This is a genomic window from Acidovorax cavernicola, from assembly GCF_003581445.1.
In genome coordinates this window covers 24,125-48,586 of the sequence record NZ_QXMN01000021.1, presented here as the reverse complement: position 1 = coordinate 48,586, position 24,462 = coordinate 24,125, and the positions used below count along the sequence as shown (strand labels likewise).

Sequence of the window (24,462 nt, the reverse complement as noted above, 5' to 3'; positions counted from 1 at the left end):
AAACTCCCGGCAGACCTCTGCCGGATCGACATGACATGGCCACCGAACTTCAAGCACTGACCCAGGCCTTGCGCGACTTCGCGCAAGCCCGCGACTGGGAGCCCTTTCACTCCCCCAAGAACCTCGCCACTGCGCTGTCGGTCGAGGCGGCCGAGCTGCTCGAGCACTTTCAATGGCTCACCGAAGCGCAAAGCCGGGCGCTGCCTGAAGACAAGCGCGCCGAGATCGGCACCGAGATCGCGGACGTCCTGCTCTACCTGCTGCAGCTGGCTGACAAGCTCGGCATCGACCCGGTCGAAGCCGCGAAGCGCAAGATGATCGCCAACGCCGTGAAGTACCCGGCCCCGCCACCCGCCTGAGTACCTCCGTGTACGCCACCCGGCGTATTTCCCCTTTGTGGTGCGTTCCGCAGACTCCTCTCCATCGCCAGCCCTGTGCCGGCGACAAGGTTCAACCCAACCGGAGCAGGAGTCCACATGCAACGTCGTTTCACACTCAAGGCGCTCACCGCCGCCGTCGCGCTGGCCAGCATCTCCGCTGCGCCGGCATTCGCAGCCGACACCATCAAGGTCGGCGTGCTGCACTCGCTGTCGGGCACGATGGCCATCTCGGAGACCGTGCTCAAAGACACGGTGCTGATGGCGATCGACGACATCAACAAGAAGGGCGGCGTGCTGGGCAAGCAGCTCGAGCCCGTGGTGGTCGACCCGGCCTCGAACTGGCCGCTGTTCGCCGAGAAGACCAAGCAGCTGCTCGGCCAGGACAAGGTCTCGGTGATCTTCGGCTGCTGGACCTCGGTGTCGCGCAAGTCGGTGCTGCCGGTGGTCGAGGAAATGAACGGCCTGCTGTTCTACCCCGTGCAGTACGAGGGTGAAGAGCTGTCGAAGAACGTGTTCTACACGGGCGCGGCGCCCAACCAGCAGGCCATTCCGGCCGTCGACTACCTGATGAGCAAGGAAGGCGGCGGCGCCAAGCGCTGGGTGCTGCTGGGCACCGACTACGTGTACCCGCGCACCACCAACAAGATCCTGCGCGCCTACCTCAAGAGCAAGGGCGTGGCCGACAAGGACATCGACGAGAAGTACACCCCCTTCGGCCACAGCGACTACCAGACCATCGTCGCCGACATCAAGAAGTTCTCGTCGGGCGGCAAGACGGCGGTGGTGTCGACCATCAACGGCGACTCCAACGTGCCCTTCTACAAGGAGCTTGGCAACGCCGGCCTGAAGGCCAAGGATGTGCCGGTCGTCGCCTTCTCGGTCGGCGAGGAAGAGCTGCGCGGCGTCGACACCAAGCCGCTGGTGGGCCACCTGGCCGCATGGAACTACTTCATGTCGATCAAGAACCCGACCAACACGGCGTTCATCAAGCAGTGGAGCGACTACGCCAAGGCCAAGAACATCGCAGGCCACAAGGACAAGCCGCTCACCAACGATCCGATGGAAGCCACCTGGATCGGCATCCACATGTGGAAGCAGGCGGTCGAGAAGGCCAAGTCGACCGACACCGACAAGGTGATCGCCGCCATGGCCGGCCAGACCTTCACGGCCCCCTCGGGCATCGTGTCGAAGATGGACGAGAAGAACCATCACCTGCACAAGAGCGTGTTCATCGGCGAGATCAAGGCCGACGGGCAGTTCAGCGTGGTGTGGAAGACGCCGGGTCCGGTGAAGGCCAAGCCGTGGAGCCCTTACATCGAAGGCAACGACAAGAAGCCTGACTACCCCGCCGGCAAGTCGATGTAACTCTCGACAAACTCCCTCCCTCTTGCTCCCTCTCCCCTCGGGGAGAGGGCAGGGGTGAGGGGGCAACGGCGGTCGACCTGGCCGCCGTGTCTGTTTGAAGGCTGCAAGCCCTCACCCCAACCCTCTCCCCAAGGGGAGAGGGAGCAACACGAATCTCATGATGCTTCGACGAACCCTTCACTGCGCCTTCGCCGCCATGCTCCTCGCAGCATCGGCCGCCCACGCGCTGACCGCCGACGAAGCGAAGGCCATTGCCTCCGGCGATTCCGAAGCCCGCATCGCCGCGCTCAACAAGGCCGTCCTCACCGCCGACGACAAGACCGCCGCCTTCATTCAGGCCATGTCGGACGACGCGGTCAAGTACACCGAAGACAAGGTCTTCGTGATGAAGGACGACAAAGGCTACGACCCCGTCACCGGCACCGAGCTGAAGGTGCCCGACACCGCCGAAGACGTCGTCAACAACAACCTCATGCGCGGCGCGCTCGATGCCGCGCAGGCCGCGCTCAAGCTCACGAGCACCGACGACGCGGTGCGCGCCGAGGCGGCGCAGGCGCTGTTCAAGGAGCCCGACGAATCGCGCCTGCCGATGGTCGAGAAGGCGCTGGCCGCCGAGACCAACCCGAAGATCAAGGCACAGCTGGAGCTCGTGCGCGCCGCCAGCATGCTCACCAGTGCGGACAAGGCCAAGCGCCTCGCCGCCGCCAAGGAACTTGGCAACAACCGCAGCCCCGACACCAAGCTGCTGCTCAACCAGCGCCTGGCCGACGAGACCGAGGCCGACGTGAAGGCGGCCATCACCGCCTCCATCGCGAACATCGACGGCGCGCTGGTCTGGGGCGACCGCATCAACGCCGTGTTCAGCGGCATCAGCCTGGGCTCGGTGCTGCTGCTCGCCGCGCTGGGCCTGGCCATCACCTACGGGCTCATGGGCGTCATCAACATGGCGCATGGCGAGCTGATGATGATCGGCGCCTACGCCACCTACGTGATGCAGGGCGTCTTCCAGAAGTACATGCCCGAGGCGGCGTTCGGCTGGTACCTGGTCGCTGCGATTCCCGTGTCCTTCCTCGCCTCGGCGCTCGTGGGTGCGGTGCTCGAACGCGGCGTGATCCGCTTCCTCTACGGCCGCCCGCTCGAGACGCTGCTGGCCACCTGGGGCATCAGCCTGATGCTGCAGCAACTCGTGCGCTCCATCTTCGGCGCGCAGAACGTCGGCGTGGAAAACCCCGGCTGGATGAGTGGCGGCTTCACCATGCTGAGCAACGTCACGCTGCCGTGGAACCGCATCTGCATCATCGTCTTCGCGGCGCTGGTGTTGCTGGCGATGGGCTGGCTCATCGGCAAGACGCGCCTCGGCCTGTTCGTGCGCGGCGTCACGCAGAACCGCCCGATCGCCTCGTGCATGGGCGTGAACACCGCGCGCATCGACACCTACGCCTTCGCGCTGGGCTCCGGCATCGCCGGTCTTGCCGGCTGCGCGCTGAGCCAGATCGGCAACGTCGGCCCCGACCTGGGCCAGAGCTACATCGTCGACAGCTTCATGGTGGTCGTGATGGGTGGCGTCGGCCAGCTCGCGGGCACCGTGTACGCGGCGCTGGGGCTGGGCATTCTCAACAAGTTCATCGAAGGCTGGGCGGGCGCGGTGCTCGCGAAGATCGCGGTGCTTGTCTTCATCATCATCTTCATTCAGAAGCGCCCCCAAGGCATCTTCGCAATGAAAGGCCGGAGCGCGGAAGCATGAGCAAGGTCACGTTGCCAACCAAGGGGCCGCTGCTGAGCGGCAAGGGCTGGACGGCCTTCTTCGTCGCGCTCATCGTGGTGTGTGCGCTGGCGCCGGTGCTCAACATGTGGGTGCCGGCCGACAGTCCGCTGCACATGAGCGACTACGCCGTGGCGCTGGTCGGAAAGATCATGTGCTACGCCATCTGCGCGCTGGCCATGGACCTGATCTGGGGCTACACCGGCATCCTGTCGCTGGGCCATGGCCTCTTCTTCGCGCTGGGCGGCTACATGATGGGCATGTACCTCATGCGCCAGATCGGGCGCGACGGCAACTACAAGAGCGACCTGCCCGACTTCATGGTGTTCCTCGACTGGAAGGAGCTGCCCTGGCACTGGACTTTCAGTGGCAGCTTCGGCATGACGCTGCTGCTCATCGTCGCGGTGCCGGGTCTCATCGCCTTCGTGTTCGGCTTCTTCGCCTTCCGCTCGCGCATCAAGGGCGTGTACTTCTCGATCATCACGCAGGCCATGACCTTCGCGGCGATGCTGCTGTTCTTCCGCAACGAGACGGGCTTCGGCGGCAACAACGGCTTCACCGACTTCAAGCGCATCCTGAACATTCCCATCGCCACGCAGGAGATGCGCATGACGCTCTTCGCGCTCACCGGCCTCACGTTGCTGGGCTTCTTCCTGTTCGCCAAGTGGCTCATCGGCAGCAAGTTCGGCCGCGTGCTGCAGGCCATCCGCGATGCCGAAACGCGCGTGATGTTCTCGGGCTACAACCCGCTGCCGTACAAGCTCACGATCTGGGTCATCTCGGCCGTCATGTGCGGCGTGGCCGGTGCGCTGTACGTGCCGCAGGTCGGCATCATCAACCCGGGCGAGATGAGCGCGGCCAACTCCATCGAGATCGCGGTGTGGGCCGCGGTGGGCGGGCGTGCCACGCTGATCGGGCCGATCATCGGCGCCTTCATCGTCAACGGCGCCAAGAGCTGGCTCACCGTGGCCTACCCCGAGTACTGGCTGTACTTCCTGGGGGCCTTGTTCATTGCTGTCACGCTGTTCCTGCCGAACGGCATCGTGGGGTTGGTGCGCAAGTGGCTGTCGCGCGAGAAGACGCAGGCATTGCCTGAGCCGGCGCAGCTTGCAAGCCGCGCCGTCGCAGCGGAGAAGGGCGCCGAGCCCGAAGCCCTGGTCTCGCTGCCCGTGGATGCGAAGGGAGCCCGCGCATGACGCCCGACCTGATGGAAGCCGGCGCCGAGCGCGCCGCACGCGCGGCTGGCCTGCACACGGCCACGGGCCAGACCGAATCGGGCGGCCGCACGGCAGGCTTCAGCCGCATCGCCACGCCGGGCGAGGTCGACATCACGCACGGCCGCATCCTCTACCTCGAAGACGTGAGCGTGAGCTTCGACGGCTTCAAGGCCATCAACAAGCTGTCGCTGGACATCGCGCCGGGTGAGCTGCGCTGCATCATCGGCCCCAACGGCGCGGGCAAGACGACGATGATGGACATCATCACCGGCAAGACCCGCCCCGACGAAGGCACCGTGTTCTTCGGCAGCACCATCGACCTGCTGCGCCATCGCGAGGCCGACATCGCGCAGCTGGGCATCGGCCGCAAGTTCCAGAAGCCCACGGTGTTCGAGCACCTGACCGTGTTCGAGAACCTCGAGCTGGCGCTCAAGACCGACAAGGGCGTGCGCGCGTCGATGCTGTTCAAGCTCGACTCCGCGCAGAGCGACCGCCTGGCCGAGGTGCTGGAGACCATCCACCTGGCCGACAGCGTCTCGCGCCTGGCCGGCAACCTCAGCCACGGCCAGAAGCAGTGGCTGGAGATCGGCATGCTGCTCATGCAGGACCCGAAACTGCTGCTGCTCGACGAGCCCGTGGCCGGCATGACCGACGAGGAAACCGCACGCACGGCCGAGCTGTTTCTCACGCTCAAGGGCAAGCACTCGCTGATGGTTGTGGAGCACGACATGAGCTTCATCCGCACCATCTCCGAGATCGTGACCGTGCTGTGCGACGGCTCGGTGCTGGCGCAGGGCACGCTCGACGAGGTGCAGGCCGACGAGCGCGTGATCGAGGTCTACCTGGGCCGCTGACGGAGGAACCGACGCCATGCTGACAGTCAAGAACATCCACCAGTACTACGGCGGCTCCCACATCCTGCGGGACGTGAGCTTCGAGGCGCACCTGGGCAAGGTCACCGTGCTGCTGGGCCGCAACGGCGTCGGCAAGACCACGCTGTTGAAGTCGCTCATGGGCCTCGTGCCCATCAAGAGCGGCAGCATCGAACTCGAAGGCAAGCCGATCCACAAGGCCACACCCTACGAGCGCGCCCGCGCCGGCATCGGCTTCGTGCCGCAGGGCCGCGAGATCTTCGCGCGGCTCACGGTCGAAGAGAACTTGCGCATGGGCCTGGCCTACAAGAGCGGTGGCACGCCGATTCCCTCGGAACTGTTCGAACTGTTCCCCGTGCTCAAGCAGATGATCAACCGCCGGGGCGGGGACCTCTCGGGCGGGCAACAGCAGCAGCTCGCCATCGCCCGTGCCCTCGCGCCGAAGCCCAAGCTCCTGATCCTCGACGAGCCCACCGAGGGCATCCAGCCCAGCATCATCAAGGACATCGGCCGCGTCATCCGCATGCTCGCCGACCGCGGCGACATGGCCATCGTGCTGTGCGAGCAGTACTACGACTTCGCGCAGGAACTGGCCGACGACTACCTGGTGATGGAGCGCGGCGAAGTGATTGCGCGCGGCCTGGGCAAGGACATGGAAGCGCAGGGCGTGCGGCAGCTGGTGGCGATCTGATTCGCTACCGCGCCCAGGTCTTGCGCAGATCGGCCGCCAGGCGCAGCAGCAGATCGGCGTGCGCCTGCAGCGCGTCCGCCGACACCTCGCCCGATGTCGGAAAGCTCACGTTCATTGCGTAGAGACTGCCCGACGGCGCGCGCAGCGGCAGCGCCACTGCCGTCATGCCCGCCGCCCAGTTCGCGTGACAGAAGCCCTGCGTCTCCACGGCACGCAGCGCGGCATCCACCTGCCGCTGCAGCGCGGGCCAGTCGCTGCTGCCATGCGCCTTGCGCAGCCGGCCCAGCAAGGCCTTGCGCTCGGCGGGCTGCATGCCGGCCAGGAAGGCGCAGCCGAGTGAGGTGCTCGCGATCGGCAGGCGCGAGCCCGGCAGGATGCGCCGGAAGATGCCCAGCCGGCTGAAGCGCACCGAGTCCAGGTACACCATCTCCAGCTGGTCGGCCACGGCCAGGCCCACGTTCACGCGCCGGCCTTCGGCGAGGGCACGCATCAGCGGCAGGGCCTGCGCCAGCGTCTGTTCGGAGCTGCGAAACGACAGCGCGAGGGTCAGGCATGCGGCCGTCAGCCGGTAGCCGCGCTGCTCCAGGTCGTAGGCGAGAAAGCCCGCATCCACCAAGGAGTGCGTGAGGCGGCTCACCGTCGGCCGCGGCAGCTGCGTGCGATCGGCCAGCTCGGCGTTCGTCAGCACATCCACCCCATGCCGGAAGGCACGCAGTAACGCCAGCCCGCGCTCGAGCGAATGGCTGCCGGGCGTGCTGCGCACGAAGGTGCCCGTCGTCTGCGTCTGGGCCCGGGTGGAGGAGGAGCGGGGCGTGACCATGATTTCGGTGACCGAAATTGCAGCATTGTCACCGACAGGGTGCACCGGAATACTGACTCCATGCGCCGTACAGGGCGCGACAACGAACCGGAGACACGCTTGGAATTCACGGAACTCAGGTACGCGGTGACAGGCCGCGTGGCCTCGATCACCTTCGACCGCCCCGACCGGCTCAATGCATGGACGCCCACGCTGGAGGCCGAACTGCGCGAAGCCATCCGCCGCGCGCAGGCCGACGACGACGTGCGCTGCGCCGTGCTGACCGGCGCCGGGCGCGGCTTCTGCGCCGGCATGGACATGGCGGTGCTGGCCGCAGGCCGGCCGCCCGTGCCGCAGGCACCTTCGGACGACGACCTCGCACAGCGCTACGGCTATCTCGGCGGCTTCGACAAGCCGCTGATCGCAGCGATCAATGGTGCGGCGTCGGGTGTCGGCCTGTGCCTCACGCTGCACGCCGATTTGCGCTACGTGGCGGCCGGTGCCAAGCTCAGCTTTCCCTATGCGCGTCGCGGCCTCGTTGCGGAGCACGGCACGGCCTGGCTGCTGCCGCGCCTCATCGGCCCGATGCACACCGCCGACCTCCTGCTGACCGGCCGCACCGTGATGGCCGAAGAGGCGGACGGGATGGGGCTGGCCTGCCTGCTGCCGGCCGAAGGTTTTCTGGATGCGGTGCTCGCGCGCGCCGCCGACATCGCGAACACGGCCTCGCCGCGTGCCACCCGCGTCATCAAGCAGCAGCTGCGCACGGCCCGCTACCAGACCCTGGGCCAGGCGACGCGCGGTGCCGACCGTGAGATGGCGGCCTGCCGCGACACCGAAGACTTCCGGGAGGGCGTGCAGCACTTCCTGGACAAACGTGCCCCCCGATTCACAGGACGCTGAACATGACGAATCCCTTCCGAAACATCCAGGCCGCGCAGCCGCTGGCCGGCATCAAGGTCATCGAGGTCGGGCAGAACATCGCCGGGCCCTACGCGGGAGAAATCCTGTCCTCGCTCGGCGCCGAGGTGGTGAAGATCGAGCGGCCCGGCGCGGGCGACGACGCGCGCGGCTGGGGGCCGCCGTTCTGGCGCGGCACCGCGACCACCTTCCAGGCCATGAACCACGGCAAGAAGAGCATCGCGCTCGACCTGAAGAACCCCGCGCACGTGCAATGGCTGCGCGAGCATGCCGCCGAGGCCGATGTGTTCATTCAGAACATGCGCCCCGGTTCGCTCGAAGAGCTGGAGCTCGGCCCCGACGTGCTGTGCGCGCTCAACCCCCGGCTGGTGTACTGCTCGCTCTGGGCCTTCGGGCACAAGGGCCCGATGCGCCTGGCGCCGGGCTACGAGCCGATGGTGCAGGCCTTCGCGGGCATCTTCAGTATCAACGGCGCGGAGAACGGCCCGTCGGCGCGCGTCGGCATGCAGGTGCTCGACCTGGGTACGGGCCTGTGGGCGGCGCTGGGCTGCATCGCCGCGCTGCTGCGCCGTGCGACGACGGGGCAGGGCTGCGTGGTCGACACCTCGCTCTTCGAGACCGCATTGGGCTGGCTGCAGGTGATGATGGCCGGCTTCCACGCCACCGGCCGGCAGCCCGAGCGCCACCGCAGCGGCAACCCCAACGTGGTGGTGTTCCAGGCGCTGCCCACCGAGGACGGCGAGATCGTCGTGGCCGCCGCCAACGACCGGCTGTTCGCCAAGCTCGCGCGCGCCGCGGGCTTCGAGGCGTGGACGCGCGACGAGCGCTTTGCAAGCAACGCATTGCGCGTGCAGCACAAGGCCGTGCTCATCCCCGCGCTGGAAGCGGTGTTCCGCACCCGCTCGACGCAGCAATGGCTCGACGCGCTGGAACCGCTGGGCATTCCGTGCGCGCCGATCCAGGACTTCGCACAGGTGCTGGCGCAACCGCAGACCGAGGCCATCGGCATCTTCCAGACCGTGCCCGACGAGGAGCTGCGCATCGTCGGGCTGCCGCTGTCCTTCGACGGCGCGCGGCCGCAGGTGCGGGCCCGCGCGCCCCACGTGGGTGAGCACAACGAAGCCCTGGGCGCGGGCGCGCTCGGCTGAGTGCCGCAGCGGCATTTCGCGGCAACGAGATCCAGAACATTCAAGGACAGGAGACACATCCCATGCAAAGAAGACACTGCCTCGCCTGGCTGGCGGGCCTTCCGTTCGCTGCCGGTGCCGCAGGCACCGTGCACGCACAGGACAAGGACAAGCCGATCCAGATCATCGTGCCCTTCGGCCCCGGCGGCTCGGGCGACATCTCGGCGCGCATGCTGGCCGAGTTCCTCACGCGCAAGACCGGCCGCGCGGTGGTGGTCGACAACCGCCCCGGCGGCAACGGCATCATCGGCGTGGAAGCCGTGCGCAATGCACCGGCCGACGGCTCCGTGCTGCTGCTGGCCACCACGTCCACGCACCTGGCGAACCCCAGCCTGTTTCGCAAGCTGCCCTACGACCCGGGCAAGGACTTCCGGCTGGTCGGCTCCTTCGGCCCCGGCTCCACCTACATGCTGGTGCGGCCCGACGCGCCGTACAAGACGCTGCAGGAGTTCGTGGCCGCCGCGAAGAAGGCGCCGGGCAGCATCAACTACGGGCACTTCAATGCGACCTCCAAGGTGACAGGCGCGCTGTTCGCGCACGAGGCCGGCATCGAGCTTGCGGCCATTCCGTACAAGCAGGTGAGCCAGGCGATGTCCGAGCTCATCGCCGGGCAGATCCAGGTGGTGTTCACCGACACCGTGGCGGGCGACGCCTTCGTGTCGTCGGGCCAGCTGCGCGCGCTGGCCGTGCACAGCGACGCGCGGCTCAAGCGCTACCCGGCGCTGCCGCTGATTGCCGAGACGTACCCGAAGTTCACCATCCGCGGCGGCTTCCTCGGCATTGCGGTGCCGGCCGCGACGCCGGTGGACATGCAGCAGAAACTCAACACCTGGATCAACGAGGCCGTGACCACCGACCCGATCCGTTCGCGGCTCGAGGGCTTTGCCTTCGCGCCGGCCAGGGTCAGCCTCGCCGAACTCGCCACCTTCGAGCGCCAGGAGCGCGAGAAGTGGAAGGGCTACGTCGACATCGCCAAGCTGGAGGTCCAATGAGCCACATCGCATCCATCGAGTCGGGCCACGCGCATGTGGCGCTGCTCGAAATCCGCCGCGGCCCTTTCAACTACGTGAACGAGGCGCTGCTGCGCGAGCTGGCCGATGCGCTCGATCGGCTCGACGCCGACCCCGACTGCCGCGCCGTCGTGCTCGCCGCCGAAGGGCGCGCCTTCAGTGCGGGCGCGGACTTCAACGGCGGCGACGATGCCGAAGGCGATGGCACCTCGCGCGACCCCGGCCCGCTGTACGCGCAGGCGATGCGTCTCTTTCGCTGCGCCAAGCCGATCGTGGCCGCCGTGCATGGCGCGGCGGTGGGCGCGGGCCTCGGCCTCGCGGTGGCTGCCGACTTCCGCGTGAGCTGCGCCGAGGCGCGCTTCAGCGCCAACTTCAACCGCCTCGGCTTTCACCCGGGCTTCGGCCTGAGCGCGACGCTGCCGCGCCTCGTGGGAGCGCAGCAGGCCGGGCTGCTGTTCTTCACGGGGCGACGCATCGGCGGCGAAGAGGCGCTGCGCATCGGCCTCGTCGACCTGCTGGTGCCGGCCGACGAAGTGCGCGCCAGCGCATTGGCCCTCGCGGTCGAGATCGCGCTGTCGGCCCCGCTCGCCGTGGAAGCCACCCGCGCCACCCTGCGGCGCGGCCTGGCCGATGCGGTGACCGAGGCCAACCGGCACGAGCGCGACGTGCAGCGCGTGCAGTTCGCGACCGACGATTTCAAGGAGGGCGTGCGCGCCATGGCCGAGCGCCGGGCGCCGCAGTTCCAGCGGCGTTGAGGCCTCGGCTGCACGACGGTACCGATGTGGCGCATCCGCGTATCTTCACAATTTAAGGGTTTACCCTAGAATCGGGCCTTGCCCGCGCCCGCCGGGCCCCCCCAGGAGCCTGGCCTTGAACGCCTCCCCACCCGCGCTGGACAGCGCGGCACCCGACATTTCTTCCTTTTCCCTGCCTTCCGGCAAGCCGGCCAACTTCCTGCGCGCCGTGCTCGCGCTCGGCGTCGGCGGCTTCGCCATCGGCACCGGCGAGTTCGTCATCATGGGCCTGCTGCCCGAAGTGGCGAAGGACATCGGCGTGAGCATTCCCCAGGCCGGCCACGTCATCAGCGCCTACGCGCTGGGCGTGGTGATCGGCGCGCCGGTGCTCGCGGTGCTGGCCGCCGGCTGGCGCCGCCGCGCGCTGCTGATTGCGCTCATGGCCGTGTTCGCGGCCGGCAACTTCGCCAGCGCGATGGCGCCCGGCTATCTGTCGCTCAACCTGCTGCGCTTTGCCACCGGCCTGCCGCACGGCACCTACTTCGGCGTCGCCGCGCTCGTGGCCGCCACGCTCGCGCCGCCGGGGCGGCGGGCGAGGGCGGTGGGCCTCGTGATGCTGGGGCTCACCGGCGCCACGCTGGTGGGCGTGCCCATCGCGGCCTGGCTGGGGCAGTACTTCGGCTGGCGCGCGGCCTTCGTGTTCGTGGGCGTCATCGCGCTGGTGGCCATTGCGCTGCTGCGCTGCGACATTCCCGACATGGCGCCCGCCGCCGGCGCCAGCCCTTGGCGCGAACTCGGCGCGCTCAAGCGCAAGCAGGTGTGGTTCACGCTCGGCATCGCGGCCATCGGCTTCGGCGGCATGTTCTCGGTGTTCAGCTACATCAAGCCCACGCTGATCGAGGTGGCCGGCATGCCGGTCGGCGGCGTGCCCTTCGTGCTCGCGCTGTTCGGCCTGGGCATGGTGGTGGGCAACCTCGTCGGCTCGCGGCTGGCCGACAAGTCGCTGATGCGCACCATCGGCGGCGTCCTGGCCTATGCGGCGCTGGTGCTCGCGGTGTTCACCTTCGCGGCCCACCACGTGGTGACGGCGGCCTTCACCGTGTTCCTGATCGGCACCACCGTCGCCATCGGCCCGGCCCTGCAGATCCGCCTGATGGACGTGGCCGGCGACGCGCAGACGCTCGCCGCCGCGCTCAACCACTCGGCCTTCAACATGGCCAACGCGCTCGGCGCCTGGCTCGGCGGCGTCGCCATCGCGGCCGGCCTGGGCTGGACCTCGACCGGCTGGGTCGGCGCACTGCTGGCACTGGCGGGCGTGGGCATCTTCGCCTGGGCCCTCGCGAGCGCGCGTGCCGATGCGCGGCGGCCGGTGGCTGTGGCCTGCGAAGGTTCGGCAGGCTGAGATTCGCTGGCGGGGGCATCATGCGCGCTGCATGCCGATGACACCCCCGCTCTTTACCCGCCGACGCCTGCTGCACACCGGCCTCGCCGCCGCCGCGCTCGGCCATCCCTTCCTGCATCTGCGTGCACAGCCCTCGGCTGCGCGCGATCCGTTCACGCTGGGCGTGGCTTCGGGTTCGCCGCGGCCTGACGGCGTGGTGCTGTGGACGCGGCTTGCGCCCGAGCCATTGCAGGGCGGCGGCATGGGCGATGCGCCCGTGGCGGTGCAATGGGAGGTGGCCGAGGACGAGCGCTTTCGCCGCATCGCCGCGCGCGGCACGGCCCGTGCCGAGGCCGAACTGGCGCACTCGGTGCATGTCGAAGTGCAGGGGCTGCGACCCGGCCGCCCGTACTGGTACCGCTTCACCGCAGGCGGCGTGCGCAGCCCCGTCGGCCGCACGCGCACCGCGCCGGCCGACGATGACGCCGCCGTGCAGCCGCTGCGCTTCGCCTTCGCTTCCTGCCAGCAGTACGAGGAGGGCTACTACGCCGCCTACCGCGACATGGCCGCGCAGCCGCTCGACTTCGTCGTGCACCTGGGCGACTACATCTACGAAAGCTCGCGCGGCTCGCGCAATGTGCGCAGGCACGAAGGTGGCATTCCCACCGACCTGGCGGGGTTCCGCAACCGCTACGCGCTCTACAAGACCGACCCGCACCTGCAGGCCGCGCACGCCGCCTTTCCCTGGCTCGTGACCTGGGACGACCACGAGGTCGCCAACGACTACACCGACGACGTTTCGCCGCGCACGCCTGACCCTGCGCAGTTCCTCGCGATTCGCGCGGCTGCCTACCAGGCCTGGTACGAGCACATGCCCGTGCCCGCCCGCATGCGTCCGCGCGGCGCCGGCGCCACCATCTACGGCCGCCACCGCTTCGGCCGCATGCTCGATGTGATGCTGCTCGACGGGCGCCAGTACCGTTCGCACCACGCCTGCCTCACGGGGCGCAGCACGAAGCCGCTGGCCGACTGCGCCGACCGCCTCGCACCCGAGCGCAGCCTGCTCGGCATGCAGCAGGAGGCCTGGCTCGCGAACGAACTCGCGGCGCCGCTGGCGCGCTGGACCGTCATTGCCCAGCCCACGCTCATGGCCGAGGCCGACCGCCAGCGCGGCGAAGGGCACGGCTACTGGATGGACGGCTGGGACGGCTACGCCGCTTCGCGCGCGCGCCTGCTCGACGCCCTGGCGGCGAACCAGTCGCGCGGCGGCGACGCGCTGGTCCTCGGTGGCGATGTGCACGCCTTCTGGGCCGCCGACCTGCGCCGCGAGTCGCAAGGCCCCGTCGTGGCGACCGAGTTCGTCGGCGGCGCCATCACCTCCGAAGGCCCGAGCGCCGCCAGCGTGGCCCACATGCGCGCGAAGAATGAACACCTGCGCTATGGCCGCGCCGACAAGCGCGGCTACGGCCTCATGACGCTCGACGCGCGCGGCTGCGCTGTCGAGTTCCGCGCGGTCGACGACGAGAAGAACGCCGACTCCGCCGTCGCGGCCATGGCCCGCTTTTCCGTCGAGCGCGGCGCGCCCGGCGTGCACCTCGAATCCACCTGAATCTCCGCCGCCTGCAGGAATGCGTGGGCGTGCCTATGATGGCCGCCGCCCCTTTTTCCCTCCTGTCTCACCTTCTCGGAGCGAGCCTGCATGAGCATCCCCACCACCCGCCTCGGCCGCACCGGCCTCACCGTGTCCCGCCTCGCCCTGGGCACCATGACCTTCGGCCTGCAGACTGACGAGGCCGTGTCGCATCAGATCCTGGACAAGGCCGCTGACGCCGGCATCAACTTTCTCGACACCGCCGACGTGTACCCGCTGGGCGGCACCATCGAGACCACCGGCCGCACTGAAGAGATCATCGGCAACTGGCTCGAGAAGCAGGGCCCCGCCGGGCGCCGCCGCTTCGTGGTTGCCACCAAGGCCGTCAACAAGGTCGGCCCGAACCCGTGGGACCAGGGCGCCTCGCGCAAGCACCTGCTAGACGCCATCGACCTTTCGCTCAAGCGCCTGAAGACCGACCACGTCGACCTGTACCAGCTGCACATGGACGACCGCGAGACCCCGCTCGAGGAAAGCCTCGAGGCGCTCGACGTCATCGTGAAGTCGGGCCGCGCGCGCTACATCGGCGTGTCGAACTTCCTGGCCTACCGGCTGGCCCGCGCGCTGGGCAAGTCGGACCTGCACCGGTTCACGCGCTTCGTGTCGGTGCAGCCGCGCTACAGCCTGCTGTTCCGCGAGATCGAGCGCGAGCTGCTGCCGCTCGCGAGCGAAGAAGGCCTGGGCGTGATTCCCTACAACCCGCTGGCCGGCGGCCTGCTCACCGGCAAGTACAAGCCCGGCGCCAAGCCCGAGGAAAACACTCGCTTCACCCTCGGCACCGCCGGCGGCATGTACCAGGACCGCTACTGGAACGAGCGCAGCTTCCAGACCGTGACGCAGCTGCACGCGCTGGCCGACGAGGCCGGCGTGCCGCTGGCCACGCTGGCGGTGGCCTGGGTCATGGCCAACCCGCTCATCACCGCGCCGCTGCTGGGCGCCAGCCGCCCCGAACAGCTCGACGCCACCGTCGCCGCCGCCAGCTACACCCTCGACCCGGCGCTCAAACAGAAGCTCGACGCGCTCACGGCCGAGTACCGCAAGGGCGACGCCCCCCGCTGAGTCCACGGTGGGGCGGTGCCAGCGCCCCGGATGGCCTGTGCGCAGTACGTGCTTGGGCCATGCGGGAGAATCGCGCCCGGCATGACGACTTTCCACCCCACCTCCCGGTGCGCCGCTCTGCGGCATCCGGCAACGACCGAACGGCGGCCCGCATGGCGCAGCTGATGTCGCTGTTGGTGCAGAACGCGATCCTGGTGGTGTTCGCCGCCAGCTTCGCCGCGCGCCTGGGCCTGCCCGTGCCAGCCGCCGCCGTGCTGGTCGTCACTGGCGCTCTGCTCGCAGCGGGCGACGTGTCGGTGGTCGGCGTGGTGCTGGCCGCCGTGGTCGCCAACCTGCTGGGCGACGGTGCGTGGTACTACGCCGGGCGCCGCTTCGGCTACCGCTTCATGCGGCTGCTGTGCCGCATCTCGCTGTCGCAGGACTCGTGCGTGCGGCGCGGCGAATCGCTCATTTCCGACTGGGGCGGCATGTCGCTCGTGGCCGCCAAGTTCGTGCCCGGCGTTTCCGTGGTGGCGCCGCCCATGGCCGGTGCGCTGGGCATGTCGGTGCGGCGCTTTGTCGGCTTCGACATCATGGCCGCGCTCGTGTGGACGGGCCTCTTCCTCGGCCTCGGCTGGCTCTTTCGCGACCAGATCCAGCAGGTGCTCGCCGTGCTGGCGCAGGCCGGCGGCATCGCCACCGCCGCGCTCGGCGTGGTGCTGCTCGTGATGCTCGCCGTTCGCTACTGGCGCCGCCGCGCCTTTGCCAAGCTCACCGGCATGCCGCGCATCAGCGTCGACGAACTCTTCGACCTGATGAGTGGCGACGTGCCCCCGCTGGTGATCGACGTGCGCGGCGAAGCCGGCGTGCAGGTCGACCCGCGCCGCATTCCGGGCGCGCTGTCGTACACCCTCAAGGCCCTGCAGCAGCGCAACCTCGACCTGAGCCTCGATCCCGACCGCGACGTGGTGCTGTACTGCAACTGCCCCAACGAAGTCTCCGCCGCGCAGGCCGCGCGCGTGCTGCTGGCACGCGGTGCGCGGCGGGCGCTGCCGCTCACGGGCGGGCTCGACGCGTGGGTGGCGTCGGGGCGGCCGACGAGCGTGCACTGAGCGCACGGGGACCCATGAGGCGCTCGCCCGGCCGATGAACCTCCGCACCAAGATCGTCGCGCTGGCCGTTGCGCCCCTGCTCATCGCGCTGGTGCTGGTGGCCCTGGCCGTGCGCCACCAGGAGCACGATCTGGCCCAGCGCGAGCGGGCCCTCATCGAGCGCAGCTACATGGCCCAGCGCCGCAGCGAGCTGCGTAGCTACGTCGACCTGGCCGTGAGCAACCTGCTGCCGCTGTACGAATCGGGCCAGGACGACGAGGCCACGCGCGCCGAGGCGCTGCGTCGCCTGGCCACGCTCAACTATGGCGACGACGGCTACTTCTTCGTCTACGACATGGACGGCAACTCGCTCATGCATTCGCGCCAGCCCGAGCTGGTCGGCCAGAACCTCTGGAGCCTGCGCGATTCGCATGGCCGCTTCACCATCCAGGAGCTGATCAAGGGTGCGCGCGACAAGGGCGGCGCGTATGTCGAGTACGAATGGCGCAAGCCCTCGAGCGCGCAGATGGCGCCCAAGCTCGGCTATGTCACCGCGCTGCCGCGCTGGAACTGGATGGTCGGCACCGGCCTGTACCTCGACGACATCCAGTCGACCATGGACACCCTCGATCGGCAGATGAACGCCAACGTCACCGCCACGCTACTGTGGATCGCCGGCATCGCCGCGCTGTGCCTGGGCGTGGTCAGCGCGGCCGGGGTGCTGCTCAACCTCAGCGAGCACCGCACGGCAGAAGCCAAGCTGCGCCTGCTCGCGCGCCGCGTGGTGCAGTCGCAGGAAGAAGAGCGCGGCCACCTCGCGCGCGAGCTGCACGACGGCACCAGCCAGACGCTGGTGTCGGCCAAGCTGCTGATCGAATCGGCCGTCGAGTCGCTCGACCGCGTGCAGCAACCCGCACCGCCTGCGCTCGGCAAGGCGCTGCAGCGGCTGAACGATTCGCTCATCGAGGTGCGCCGCATCTCGCACCGGCTGCGCCCCGCGCTGCTCGACACCCTGGGCCTGCCCGCCGCGCTGGAGCGCCTGGGTGCCGAGTTCGGCGAAGAAGGCGGCATCGACGCGTCGATCATGGTCGAGGGCGAGCCCTTCGAGCTGTCGCAAGAGGCCAAGACCGCGTTCTTCCGTGTCGCGCAGGAAGCGCTGACCAATGTGCACAAGCACGCCCGCGCGCAGCAGGTGCACATCGCATTGGGCTTCGACGAAGAGACCGTGCGCCTGGAAGTCAGCGACGACGGCGTGGGCTTCAACGTCGAGGCCATGCAGCTCGACCCCCACCGCGGCATCGGCCTGCGCAACATGCGCGAGCGCATGGAGGCCATCGAAGGCCAACTGCGCATGCGCTCGGGCCGGGGCCACACCTCCATCGTGGCCGAAGTGCCCGCGCGGCGCGCAAAGCCAGAATAGCGGCCATGAAAGAAGACCCCGCCAACGCTGCTGCCGCTCCTGCGGTCGTGCGCCTGTTCCTCGTCGACGACCACCCGCTGGTGCGCGACGGCCTGCGCGCGCGCCTGGGCTCCATGCCCGGCCTGGAGATCGTGGGCGAGGCCGGCAGCGCGGCCGAGGCGCTGGCGCTCGTCGGCCCCGCGCAGCCGCACCTGGTGCTCATGGATGTCGGCATGAAGGACATGAACGGCATCGAGCTGGCGGCGCTGCTGCTGCAACAACAACCACAGCACCAAGGCGCGCCACACGTCGTCATGCTCAGCATGTACGACAACCCCGAGTACGTGCAGAAGGCCCTGCAGGTCGGCGCGCGCGGCTACGTGCTGAAAGACGCGCCCGCCGCGGAGATCGTGGCCGCCATCGAAGCCGTGTCGGCGGGCGGCACCTTCCTGAGCCCGGCCGTGTCGAAAAAACTCTTTCGCAACCAGACCCCGCGCCCGCTGCTCACGCCACGCGAGAGCGAAATCCTGAGCGCCCTCGGCCGCGGCGAATCAAGCAAGCAGATCGCGCGCGACCTCGGCCTGAGCGTGCGCACCGTGGAGGCGCACCGCCAGAGCATCAAGCGGCGCCTGGGCATCGAAGGGCAGGCGGAACTCATCAAGTACGCGGTGGAGCATGCGCGGGAGTTTGGCGGGCAGGGGTGATGCGCTAGCCGTTGAGGCGAGGGCAGGGCATCGGGAAGGTCGCTTCGAATTTCGCTCGGGAGGCAGCGGTGCTGTTTCAGGAGACTGGGGACGGTGAGGGGCTAGTCTCGGTACTGATATTGATGCACGGTTTGAGGCTGAGCGATATCCACTCGAAGCACTGTGCTCGAATACTTGCTGCGAATGCATAAGTTATTCGATCTGACTGCTACGGGGTAAGTCTTGCGATGTATTCGTACGTTTAAGCAACATCAGCCAATTTTTTTCGTGCCATCTAAAGCTGATGGAAAACGCTCATAGGGAGTTCGGCATTGACTGAGCTAGGCTAAGGTCGCTCGACGGGGGCTCGGCCGAGTCTGAATTTACGTATTGCCTGCTATGCTGGGCATTCAAACGCACGCTTGCGTGACTAGTGGGGCATTCTTGAATCGCAGACGTGGCGCATTAACTTGCAGTCTCTGGTTCGATGCTGAAGACAGTAAATAGGAGATTTCGGTGGCAACAGCAAAGAAAAAATCCGTAGCGGCTAAGAAGCAATCGAAACCAGCTATGGAGGCTACTCGCACGCGCACCGCGCGCCCTTATCCCGCCTCGTCATTTCAGGATGCACTCGACTTGGGAAATGCCATCATGCAGCACGCTGCTGGCGAACGAGTGCGACGCTTGACTCTGCTAGAAAAAATGGGCAAGTCAGCGACTAGTGGTGCGACGAAGATGATGATCACCAACTCTGGAAAATATGGGATCACTACAGGCTCATACGCCGCTGATTTTTTCGAACTGACAGCTGTCGGGGCCATCGCCGTAAATCCAGCAAAAGCCGAAGGAGAACGCCGCAAGGCAGCGTTTGATTTGTCGATTGATGGAGTCGCTCCATTCAAGCTGCTATACGACCACTACAAAGGAAAGCGACTTCCCGAGCGCGAGATCATCAAGGATGTCTTGCGGGATTCGGGAATCAATGTTCCCGATTTGGATGAATGCGTTGACACTTTCATCGTCAACGTCAAGGACCTTGGTCTCCTCAGAACGATCGGTGGGGCCGAAACGCTCATTACGATAGAGCAGTTGTTGGAAGAGCTTCCTCACGCAGACGGTTCCGGCGCAACAATGCGGCTACCCGCGACACAGCCAGCGCCATCTATTGTCAAGAAGGTTGCGGATGACTCCGCTAGCGCGTCTGACTGGGAAAAGGTATGTTTCTACATCACCCCGATCGGAGCGGAAGACAGCGTGGAACGCAAGCATGCTGACCTTTTCATGTCCTCGCTTGTGCAGCCAGCTCTTGCGGAATTGGGACTGACCGTCGTGCGGGCCGATCAGATTGGCGAGGCCGGAATGATCACGACGCAAGTTTTGGAGTATTTAAAGAAATCAAAACTTGCGATTGCCGACCTTTCCTATCTGAACCCAAACGTTTTCTACGAGGTCGCTTTGCGTCACGCTCTTCGGCTTCCGGTCGTCCAGCTCATACGGAAAGCTGACCGGCTGCCCTTCGACGTCAATCAATCGCGCACGCTGGTCTTCGATACGAGTGATATCTACAGCCTTGTTCCGAAACTTCAGACTTACCGCGCTGAGATTGCAAACCAAGCGCGCAAGGCTATCGAAGATCCAGAGAGCGTCGGCAACCCGGTGAGCGTGTTCTATCCGGATTTCTACAAGTAGGGATGGTGTTTTTCGGCCTAGGGTGCGGAGCAGGCGCTTGTATCTGGCAGACCCAGCGAGGACGCTAGTGCGCTGCTGTGCTAGTCAAATCGTGCAAGAGTGGGTTTGATACCCTGCAAACCGTACCAGCCCGAAATCGCACTTGATGTCCGCTCTTCCCTCCAGCCCCGCCGCCGACCGCAACAAACAACCCATCCTCGAAGCCCTGACCCGCATCCTCGGCGAGCAAGGCTCGGCATTGGAAATCGCCTCCGGCACAGGCCAACACGCCGCCTGGTTCGCCGCCGCCATGCCTTCATGGATCTGGCAACCCACCGACGCAGACGCCCGCATGCTTCCCGCGATCGCCAGCCGGGTTGAACAGGCCGCGCTGCCCAACCTGCGCCTGCCGCTGCTGCTCGACGTGATGGCGCCGCAGTGGCCTTCGCAAGGCCCCGCCTTCGCTCAAGAAGAAAACCAAAAGTTCGACGCCATCTACTGCGCCAACATGCTGCACATCGCGCCATGGCCCGCATGCGCCGCGCTGATGGCCGGTGCCGCGCGGCATCTGCGGTCCGGCAGCGGCGTGCTGATCACCTACGGGCCTTACTTCGAAGACGAAGCGCAGCACGGCCCCACAGCACCGAGCAATCTGGCGTTCGACGAAGACCTGCGCGCGCGCAATCCCGCGTGGGGCATCCGGCGCATCGAGGATGTGGTGGCCGAGGCGCGCCGTGTCGGCCTCGCGTTGCGCGCGCGGCACGTGATGCCTGCGAACAACCTGCTGCTGGTTTTCGGGGCCTGACGAGGCCACCGACGGACGCGCACGCCGTGCCGAGGGCCGCACGGGCAACCGGTCAGTGCGACGGCACCGCGCTCGTCAGCAGGGGCAGTGCCTTGTTCAGGGTCGAGGCCGCGAAGCGCTCGCCCTTCGAATGGCCGATGCGCACCACGATGAGGTCGTGCGACGGAATCACCACCACGAACTGTCCTGCGGCGCCGAGCATGTAGTAGGCCGATGCGGGCGCCGCGAGCGCGCCCATGCCGTTGATCCAGAAGAAGCCGCCGTAGATGGGCCGCTTGTCGGCGGCCCAGGCCGGTGCCACGCTGCTCACGAAGTTGACGAAGCCTTCGGGCAGCAGCCGTTCGCCGTTCCACACGCCGTCCTGCAGGTAGAGGTTGCCCAGGCGCGCCCAGTCGCGCGCGGACATGAAGTCGTAGCCCTGGGTCAGGAAGTTGCCGTAGGGGTCGGTCTCGATGACCATGGAGCGGATGCCGATCTTGTCGAACAGCGCGCGCTGCGGGAACGACAGGTACTCCTCGCCGCGCTTCTCGACCGCGAGGCGCACCAGGTAGTTGGCCAGCACGGGGTCGGTGTTGCGGTAGCGGCCCACGGCGCCGGGTGGCCATTGCTGTGGGCGCGTGGCGGCGTAGTTGAAGGCGTTGATGCGGCCGGTGTAGTAGTAGATGTGGTCGGGGTAGGTGCCGCCGGGCGTGTACTCCGGGTCGTCCGGCGCCTTGATGCGCAGCCCGCTCGACATCTGCAGGATGTCGGAGATCTTGATCTTCTGGCGGCCGTCGTCGCGCCCTTGCCATTCGGGAATGGGCGCGGGTTGGTCCAGGGTGTAGGCGCCTTGCTTGATGAGCACGCCCATCATCGTGGCGACGACGCTCTTGCCCATCGACCACGATTCGAGCGGCGTGGTCGGGCCGATGCCGTTCATGTAGCGCTCGGCGACGATGCGGCCCTTGTGCGTGACGACGAAGGCCGAGGTGTAGGCCTCCGCCGTGCCGAATGCGGCATCGACCGCCTGGTTGATCTTGGCCATGTCGACCTGCGCGGGCGGCGCGTCGGTCGGCAGCTGGTCGCCCATGGGCCAGGCCTGGGTGGCGGGGTCGGGCAGGGTGCTCTTGACGACCACGGGGGTGAAGAGCACGTCGTCCTTGCCGGCCGGCAGCGTGATGCAGCCTTGCGAACCGAAGTGGCGCGCCACGAGGGTCGTGCCGTTCGTCATGGTGATGCGCACTTCCTTCTTGACACGGTCGACCACGGGCTTGCCGACGTTCTTGCGCTGGTCGTACGGGGCGACGAAGTAGCCGAGGCTCTCGGCCGCAACGTCGGGGTCGATGCCGCTGATGAACACGGCGGAGCACATGGTCTTGGCATAACCGGAGGTGTGGTGCTCCAGCACATCGCCGGGCGGCGGCACGTAGGGCGTGTCGAGTTCGAGGGCGCGTGCGCGGGCGATGAGCGCGGCGCGCTCCGGCAGCTGTGCCGTGGTGGTCGGTGCGGTCGGCGTGGGTGAGCCGCCAAGGCCGATGCCGATGCCTCCACCGCCGCCACCGCCTCCTCCCCCACCGCCGCAGGCAGCCAGCAATGCGGCGAGGCCCACGGCCGTGGCGGTCGTCAGGAGGGCGCGGCGGATCGAGCACTTCATCGAAGGTCCTTCGTGGGTCGTTGCGATACGGGAGGGGCGCGGCGTGCCACAAATTGCAACACGGGCGGGATTGTGGGTGCACGAGCTGCAAGCGCCTAGCTGTTTTCGTGTGCGATGCATGCGGTGTAGCGAGAAGGTTTTCACTCGCGTCTCTTCATCCTCGCGCGGCCCACTCGCGCTAGAGTCGGCCCACGTCCACAAGACCGGCCCGCGCCCATGCTCGACACATCCTTGCCGACGCCTTCTCGTTCCCGTGCATCGTTGTCACCGCCGCCACGGCAGCATCAGCGGCTGCTGCTCCGACTGATCCCCGCCGTCACCGCCTGCCTCCTGGCCATCGGCTGCGCGAGCCCGCCATCGACGCGCACGCCGGGTGGTTCGGTGCCCAGCAGCAACATGCCGCCGCTGACGTCGGAGCAGTCGAACAGCATCACGATCCATGCGCTGGGGCTGGTGGGCACGCCGTACCGCTATGGCGGCAATTCGCCCGAAGGCGGTTTCGATTGCAGCGGGCTCATCGGCTACGTGTACCGCCACAGCGTGGGGCAGGTGCCGCCGCGCACGGTGTCGCGCATGGCGGGCTTCGGCCGGCCGGTGGCGATGTCGGAGATTCGCTCGGGCGACCTTGTGCTGTTCGGCGCATCGGCGCCCACGCATGCGGGCATCTATGTGGGCGACGGGCGCTTCGTGCACGCGCCGTCCACGGGTGGCGAGGTGCGGATGGACCGGCTCGACGGCGTGTACTGGTCGCGCCAGCCGACGCAGGTGCGCCGGCCCGGCTGATGCAGTTGATCGGGTCGATCTGACCGGTTGCTCGCCGGCTACTCCGCCCGCGGCGACTGCACGTGCTCGGGCCGCACGCCGATGCCCACGGCGCGCGCGGGCAGGGTGCGCAGCCGCGGCCAGCGCGCCAGCAGGCGCAGGGGCCAGGGCATGGGGCGGGGCGCGGTCGGTGACGATGCCGCCGCGTTCAGGGCCGCCTTGCCGCTGAGCACGGGCAGCAGCACGCGGTCTTGCACGAAGCGCTGCGCGGCCTGTGTCACGCGCACGGGCCATTCGCGGCGGCGCTGCAGCTGGGGCAGCAGGTTGTCGATTTCTTTATCTGTGGCGGTGCCGGCCAGCGACGCGGCCAGCAGGTTGGCGGCGGCCACGGCGTCCTGCACGGCGAGGTTGATGCCCACGCCGCCCACGGGCGACATGGCGTGCGCGGCGTCGCCGATGCACAGCAGGCCGGGGCAGGCCCAGGCTTCGAGCCGGTCGACGGTCACTTCGAGCAGCTTCACGGCGTCCCAGTCGGGCAGGGCCGAGAGCAGCCGGCTGGACAGGAAGGGCGCGACCCGCGCGATCTCGGTATGGAAGGCGGCGATGCCGTGCGCGCGCAGATCGGCGTGGCCGCCCTTGCGGATGACGAAGGCGCACTGCCAGTAGTCGCCGCGGTTGAGGGTCACCAGGAAGCGGCCCCGACCGATGTGCCCCCCGGTGGCCTCGGGGTCGCCGGGCAGCTTGGGAATGCGCATCCACAGCACGTCGATGGGGGCGCCGTAGCTCATGTGCGGCAGCGCGGCCGCGTCGCGCAAGGTGGAGTGGCGGCCGTCGGCGGCCACGATGAGGGAGGCGTGCAGCTCGGTGTCGACAGGGTGGCCGGCGCGCGCGCCGCGCCGCACCTTCACGCCGTTGACGCGGCCCTTGTCCTGCAGCAGGCCGGTGGCTTCGGCGTCCATCCAGAGCTCGAAGCCGGGATAGCGCCTGGCTTCGTCGTGCATGAAGTCCAGGAACTCCCACTGCGGCATGAGCACGAGGAACCGGCAGTGCGTGGGCAGGCGGGTGAAATCGGCAATGGTCACGCTGCGGCCCTCGTAGGTGCCGCGCAGTTCCTCGATGCGGTTGTGCGGGCGCTGCAGGAAGGCGTCGAGCAGGCCGAGTTCGTGCAGCACCTCGAGGGTCGAGGGGTGCACGGTGTCGCCCCGGAAGTCGCGCAGGAAGTCGAGGTGTTTCTCGAGCACGACCACGGGCACGCCAGCGCGCGCGAGCAGCAGGCCGAGCACCATGCCGGCCGGGCCGCCGCCGGCGATGCAGCAGCGGGGCGACGTGGGAACGGGGGCAGAGGTGGTGTGTGTGTCCATGGCTCCGATCGATCCGGTCGCGCCGTGGGGCGTGGCCCGTAGGAGCGCGGTG

22 protein-coding genes are annotated in these 24,462 nt (G+C 67.9%); 19 read left to right on the top strand and 3 right to left on the bottom strand.

Annotated features, from left to right (window positions below):
* The first annotated feature begins 35 nt into the window (after positions 1-35).
* The 6 genes from D3H34_RS17320 (at position 36) to urtE (ending at position 6,287) form a co-directional block, all read left to right on the top strand.
* Complete coding sequence (locus tag D3H34_RS17320; protein WP_119555150.1) at positions 36-359, top strand: nucleotide pyrophosphohydrolase; 324 nt, start codon at positions 36-38, stop codon at positions 357-359.
* Positions 360-476: 117 nt separating this feature from the next.
* Positions 477-1,745 (top strand): urea ABC transporter substrate-binding protein, encoded by a 1,269-nt coding sequence (urtA, locus tag D3H34_RS17315; protein WP_056578709.1) that lies wholly within the window; start codon positions 477-479, stop codon positions 1,743-1,745.
* A 196-nt stretch (positions 1,746-1,941) separates the two neighbouring features.
* Complete coding sequence (gene urtB, locus D3H34_RS17310) at positions 1,942-3,489, top strand: urea ABC transporter permease subunit UrtB (RefSeq protein WP_119555148.1); 1,548 nt, start codon at positions 1,942-1,944, stop codon at positions 3,487-3,489.
* Positions 3,486-4,703, top strand: a complete 1,218-nt coding sequence (gene urtC / locus D3H34_RS17305) for an urea ABC transporter permease subunit UrtC (RefSeq protein ID WP_119555146.1) — start codon at positions 3,486-3,488, stop codon at positions 4,701-4,703. The genes urtB and urtC overlap by 4 nt, the downstream gene beginning before the upstream one ends.
* Positions 4,700-5,578 carry an urea ABC transporter ATP-binding protein UrtD gene (gene urtD, locus D3H34_RS17300; protein ID WP_119555144.1) on the top strand — a complete coding sequence of 293 codons (879 nt, stop codon included), beginning with the start codon at positions 4,700-4,702 and terminating at the stop codon, positions 5,576-5,578. The genes urtC and urtD overlap by 4 nt, the downstream gene beginning before the upstream one ends.
* A gap of 16 nt (positions 5,579-5,594) precedes the next feature.
* Entirely contained in the window at positions 5,595-6,287 is a 693-nt protein-coding gene (urtE, locus tag D3H34_RS17295; protein ID WP_119555142.1) for an urea ABC transporter ATP-binding subunit UrtE, read from the top strand.
* A gap of 4 nt (positions 6,288-6,291) precedes the next feature.
* Here urtE and D3H34_RS17290 read toward each other — a convergent pair whose 3' ends face one another.
* Positions 6,292-7,107, bottom strand: coding sequence for an IclR family transcriptional regulator (locus tag D3H34_RS17290; RefSeq protein ID WP_147400460.1), 816 nt, complete (start codon positions 7,105-7,107; stop codon positions 6,292-6,294).
* A 99-nt stretch (positions 7,108-7,206) separates the two neighbouring features.
* On the opposite strand from D3H34_RS17290, the gene D3H34_RS17285 reads away from it, so the two are divergent.
* From D3H34_RS17285 to D3H34_RS17230, 12 genes are all read left to right on the top strand, one after another.
* The gene (locus tag D3H34_RS17285) at positions 7,207-7,989 is read left to right on the top strand and encodes an enoyl-CoA hydratase-related protein (RefSeq protein WP_119555138.1); all 783 of its coding nucleotides are present in this window, start codon (positions 7,207-7,209) and stop codon (positions 7,987-7,989) included.
* Between the two features lie 2 nt (positions 7,990-7,991).
* The gene (locus D3H34_RS17280) at positions 7,992-9,155 is read left to right on the top strand and encodes a CaiB/BaiF CoA transferase family protein (protein WP_119555136.1); all 1,164 of its coding nucleotides are present in this window, start codon (positions 7,992-7,994) and stop codon (positions 9,153-9,155) included.
* Between the two features lie 62 nt (positions 9,156-9,217).
* Positions 9,218-10,186, top strand: coding sequence for a Bug family tripartite tricarboxylate transporter substrate binding protein (locus tag D3H34_RS17275; protein ID WP_119555134.1), 969 nt, complete (start codon positions 9,218-9,220; stop codon positions 10,184-10,186).
* A complete protein-coding gene (locus D3H34_RS17270; protein WP_119555132.1) occupies positions 10,183-10,959 on the top strand; it encodes an enoyl-CoA hydratase/isomerase family protein in 777 nt (258 codons plus the stop codon). The genes D3H34_RS17275 and D3H34_RS17270 overlap by 4 nt, the downstream gene beginning before the upstream one ends.
* Positions 10,960-11,074: 115 nt before the next feature.
* Positions 11,075-12,340 carry an MFS transporter gene (locus tag D3H34_RS17265; RefSeq protein ID WP_119555130.1) on the top strand — a complete coding sequence of 422 codons (1,266 nt, stop codon included), beginning with the start codon at positions 11,075-11,077 and terminating at the stop codon, positions 12,338-12,340.
* 31 nt (positions 12,341-12,371) lie between these two features.
* Positions 12,372-13,928, top strand: a complete 1,557-nt coding sequence (locus tag D3H34_RS17260) for an alkaline phosphatase D family protein (protein ID WP_286185846.1) — start codon at positions 12,372-12,374, stop codon at positions 13,926-13,928.
* A gap of 90 nt (positions 13,929-14,018) precedes the next feature.
* Positions 14,019-15,029, top strand: a complete 1,011-nt coding sequence (locus D3H34_RS17255; protein WP_119555128.1) for an aldo/keto reductase — start codon at positions 14,019-14,021, stop codon at positions 15,027-15,029.
* A gap of 152 nt (positions 15,030-15,181) precedes the next feature.
* On the top strand, positions 15,182-16,120 hold the full coding sequence (locus tag D3H34_RS17250; protein ID WP_119555126.1) for a VTT domain-containing protein: 939 nt from the start codon (positions 15,182-15,184) through the stop codon (positions 16,118-16,120).
* 34 nt (positions 16,121-16,154) lie between these two features.
* Positions 16,155-17,519, top strand: a complete 1,365-nt coding sequence (locus tag D3H34_RS17245) for a cache domain-containing protein (RefSeq protein ID WP_119555124.1) — start codon at positions 16,155-16,157, stop codon at positions 17,517-17,519.
* Between the two features lie 5 nt (positions 17,520-17,524).
* Entirely contained in the window at positions 17,525-18,202 is a 678-nt protein-coding gene (locus D3H34_RS17240) for a response regulator transcription factor (RefSeq protein ID WP_119555122.1), read from the top strand.
* Between the two features lie 495 nt (positions 18,203-18,697).
* Positions 18,698-19,870, top strand: coding sequence for a hypothetical protein (locus D3H34_RS17235; RefSeq protein WP_205736743.1), 1,173 nt, complete (start codon positions 18,698-18,700; stop codon positions 19,868-19,870).
* Positions 19,871-20,015: 145 nt separating this feature from the next.
* Positions 20,016-20,654 carry a DUF938 domain-containing protein gene (locus D3H34_RS17230; RefSeq protein ID WP_119555118.1) on the top strand — a complete coding sequence of 213 codons (639 nt, stop codon included), beginning with the start codon at positions 20,016-20,018 and terminating at the stop codon, positions 20,652-20,654.
* A gap of 52 nt (positions 20,655-20,706) precedes the next feature.
* Here D3H34_RS17230 and D3H34_RS17225 read toward each other — a convergent pair whose 3' ends face one another.
* A complete protein-coding gene (locus tag D3H34_RS17225; protein WP_119555116.1) occupies positions 20,707-22,287 on the bottom strand; it encodes a serine hydrolase domain-containing protein in 1,581 nt (526 codons plus the stop codon).
* A gap of 216 nt (positions 22,288-22,503) precedes the next feature.
* Between D3H34_RS17225 and D3H34_RS17220 the strand changes: the two genes are divergently transcribed.
* Positions 22,504-23,070, top strand: a complete 567-nt coding sequence (locus D3H34_RS17220; RefSeq protein WP_119555114.1) for a C40 family peptidase — start codon at positions 22,504-22,506, stop codon at positions 23,068-23,070.
* A gap of 38 nt (positions 23,071-23,108) precedes the next feature.
* On the opposite strand, the gene D3H34_RS17215 is transcribed toward D3H34_RS17220, so the two are convergent.
* Positions 23,109-24,410 (bottom strand): FAD-dependent oxidoreductase, encoded by a 1,302-nt coding sequence (locus D3H34_RS17215; RefSeq protein WP_119555112.1) that lies wholly within the window; start codon positions 24,408-24,410, stop codon positions 23,109-23,111.
* Positions 24,411-24,462 lie beyond the last annotated feature (52 nt).

Excerpts from the sequence above, each read along its gene's own strand:
- D3H34_RS17320 (WP_119555150.1), top strand. The coding sequence starts at position 36 with ATGGCCACCGAACTTCAAGCACTGACCCAGGCCTTGCGCGACTTCGCG.
- urtA (WP_056578709.1), top strand. The coding sequence starts at position 477 with ATGCAACGTCGTTTCACACTCAAGGCGCTCACCGCCGCCGTCGCGCTG.
- urtB (WP_119555148.1), top strand. The coding sequence starts at position 1,942 with ATGCTCCTCGCAGCATCGGCCGCCCACGCGCTGACCGCCGACGAAGCG.
- urtC (WP_119555146.1), top strand. The coding sequence starts at position 3,486 with ATGAGCAAGGTCACGTTGCCAACCAAGGGGCCGCTGCTGAGCGGCAAG.
- urtD (WP_119555144.1), top strand. The coding sequence starts at position 4,700 with ATGACGCCCGACCTGATGGAAGCCGGCGCCGAGCGCGCCGCACGCGCG.
- urtE (WP_119555142.1), top strand. The coding sequence starts at position 5,595 with ATGCTGACAGTCAAGAACATCCACCAGTACTACGGCGGCTCCCACATC.
- D3H34_RS17290 (WP_147400460.1), bottom strand. The coding sequence starts at position 7,107 with ATGGTCACGCCCCGCTCCTCCTCCACCCGGGCCCAGACGCAGACGACG.
- D3H34_RS17280 (WP_119555136.1), top strand. The coding sequence starts at position 7,992 with ATGACGAATCCCTTCCGAAACATCCAGGCCGCGCAGCCGCTGGCCGGC.
- D3H34_RS17275 (WP_119555134.1), top strand. The coding sequence starts at position 9,218 with ATGCAAAGAAGACACTGCCTCGCCTGGCTGGCGGGCCTTCCGTTCGCT.
- D3H34_RS17270 (WP_119555132.1), top strand. The coding sequence starts at position 10,183 with ATGAGCCACATCGCATCCATCGAGTCGGGCCACGCGCATGTGGCGCTG.
- D3H34_RS17260 (WP_286185846.1), top strand. The coding sequence starts at position 12,372 with ATGCCGATGACACCCCCGCTCTTTACCCGCCGACGCCTGCTGCACACC.
- D3H34_RS17255 (WP_119555128.1), top strand. The coding sequence starts at position 14,019 with ATGAGCATCCCCACCACCCGCCTCGGCCGCACCGGCCTCACCGTGTCC.
- D3H34_RS17250 (WP_119555126.1), top strand. The coding sequence starts at position 15,182 with ATGGCGCAGCTGATGTCGCTGTTGGTGCAGAACGCGATCCTGGTGGTG.
- D3H34_RS17245 (WP_119555124.1), top strand. The coding sequence starts at position 16,155 with ATGAACCTCCGCACCAAGATCGTCGCGCTGGCCGTTGCGCCCCTGCTC.
- D3H34_RS17240 (WP_119555122.1), top strand. The coding sequence starts at position 17,525 with ATGAAAGAAGACCCCGCCAACGCTGCTGCCGCTCCTGCGGTCGTGCGC.
- D3H34_RS17230 (WP_119555118.1), top strand. The coding sequence starts at position 20,016 with ATGTCCGCTCTTCCCTCCAGCCCCGCCGCCGACCGCAACAAACAACCC.
- D3H34_RS17225 (WP_119555116.1), bottom strand. The coding sequence starts at position 22,287 with ATGAAGTGCTCGATCCGCCGCGCCCTCCTGACGACCGCCACGGCCGTG.
- D3H34_RS17220 (WP_119555114.1), top strand. The coding sequence starts at position 22,504 with ATGCTCGACACATCCTTGCCGACGCCTTCTCGTTCCCGTGCATCGTTG.
- D3H34_RS17215 (WP_119555112.1), bottom strand. The coding sequence starts at position 24,410 with ATGGACACACACACCACCTCTGCCCCCGTTCCCACGTCGCCCCGCTGC.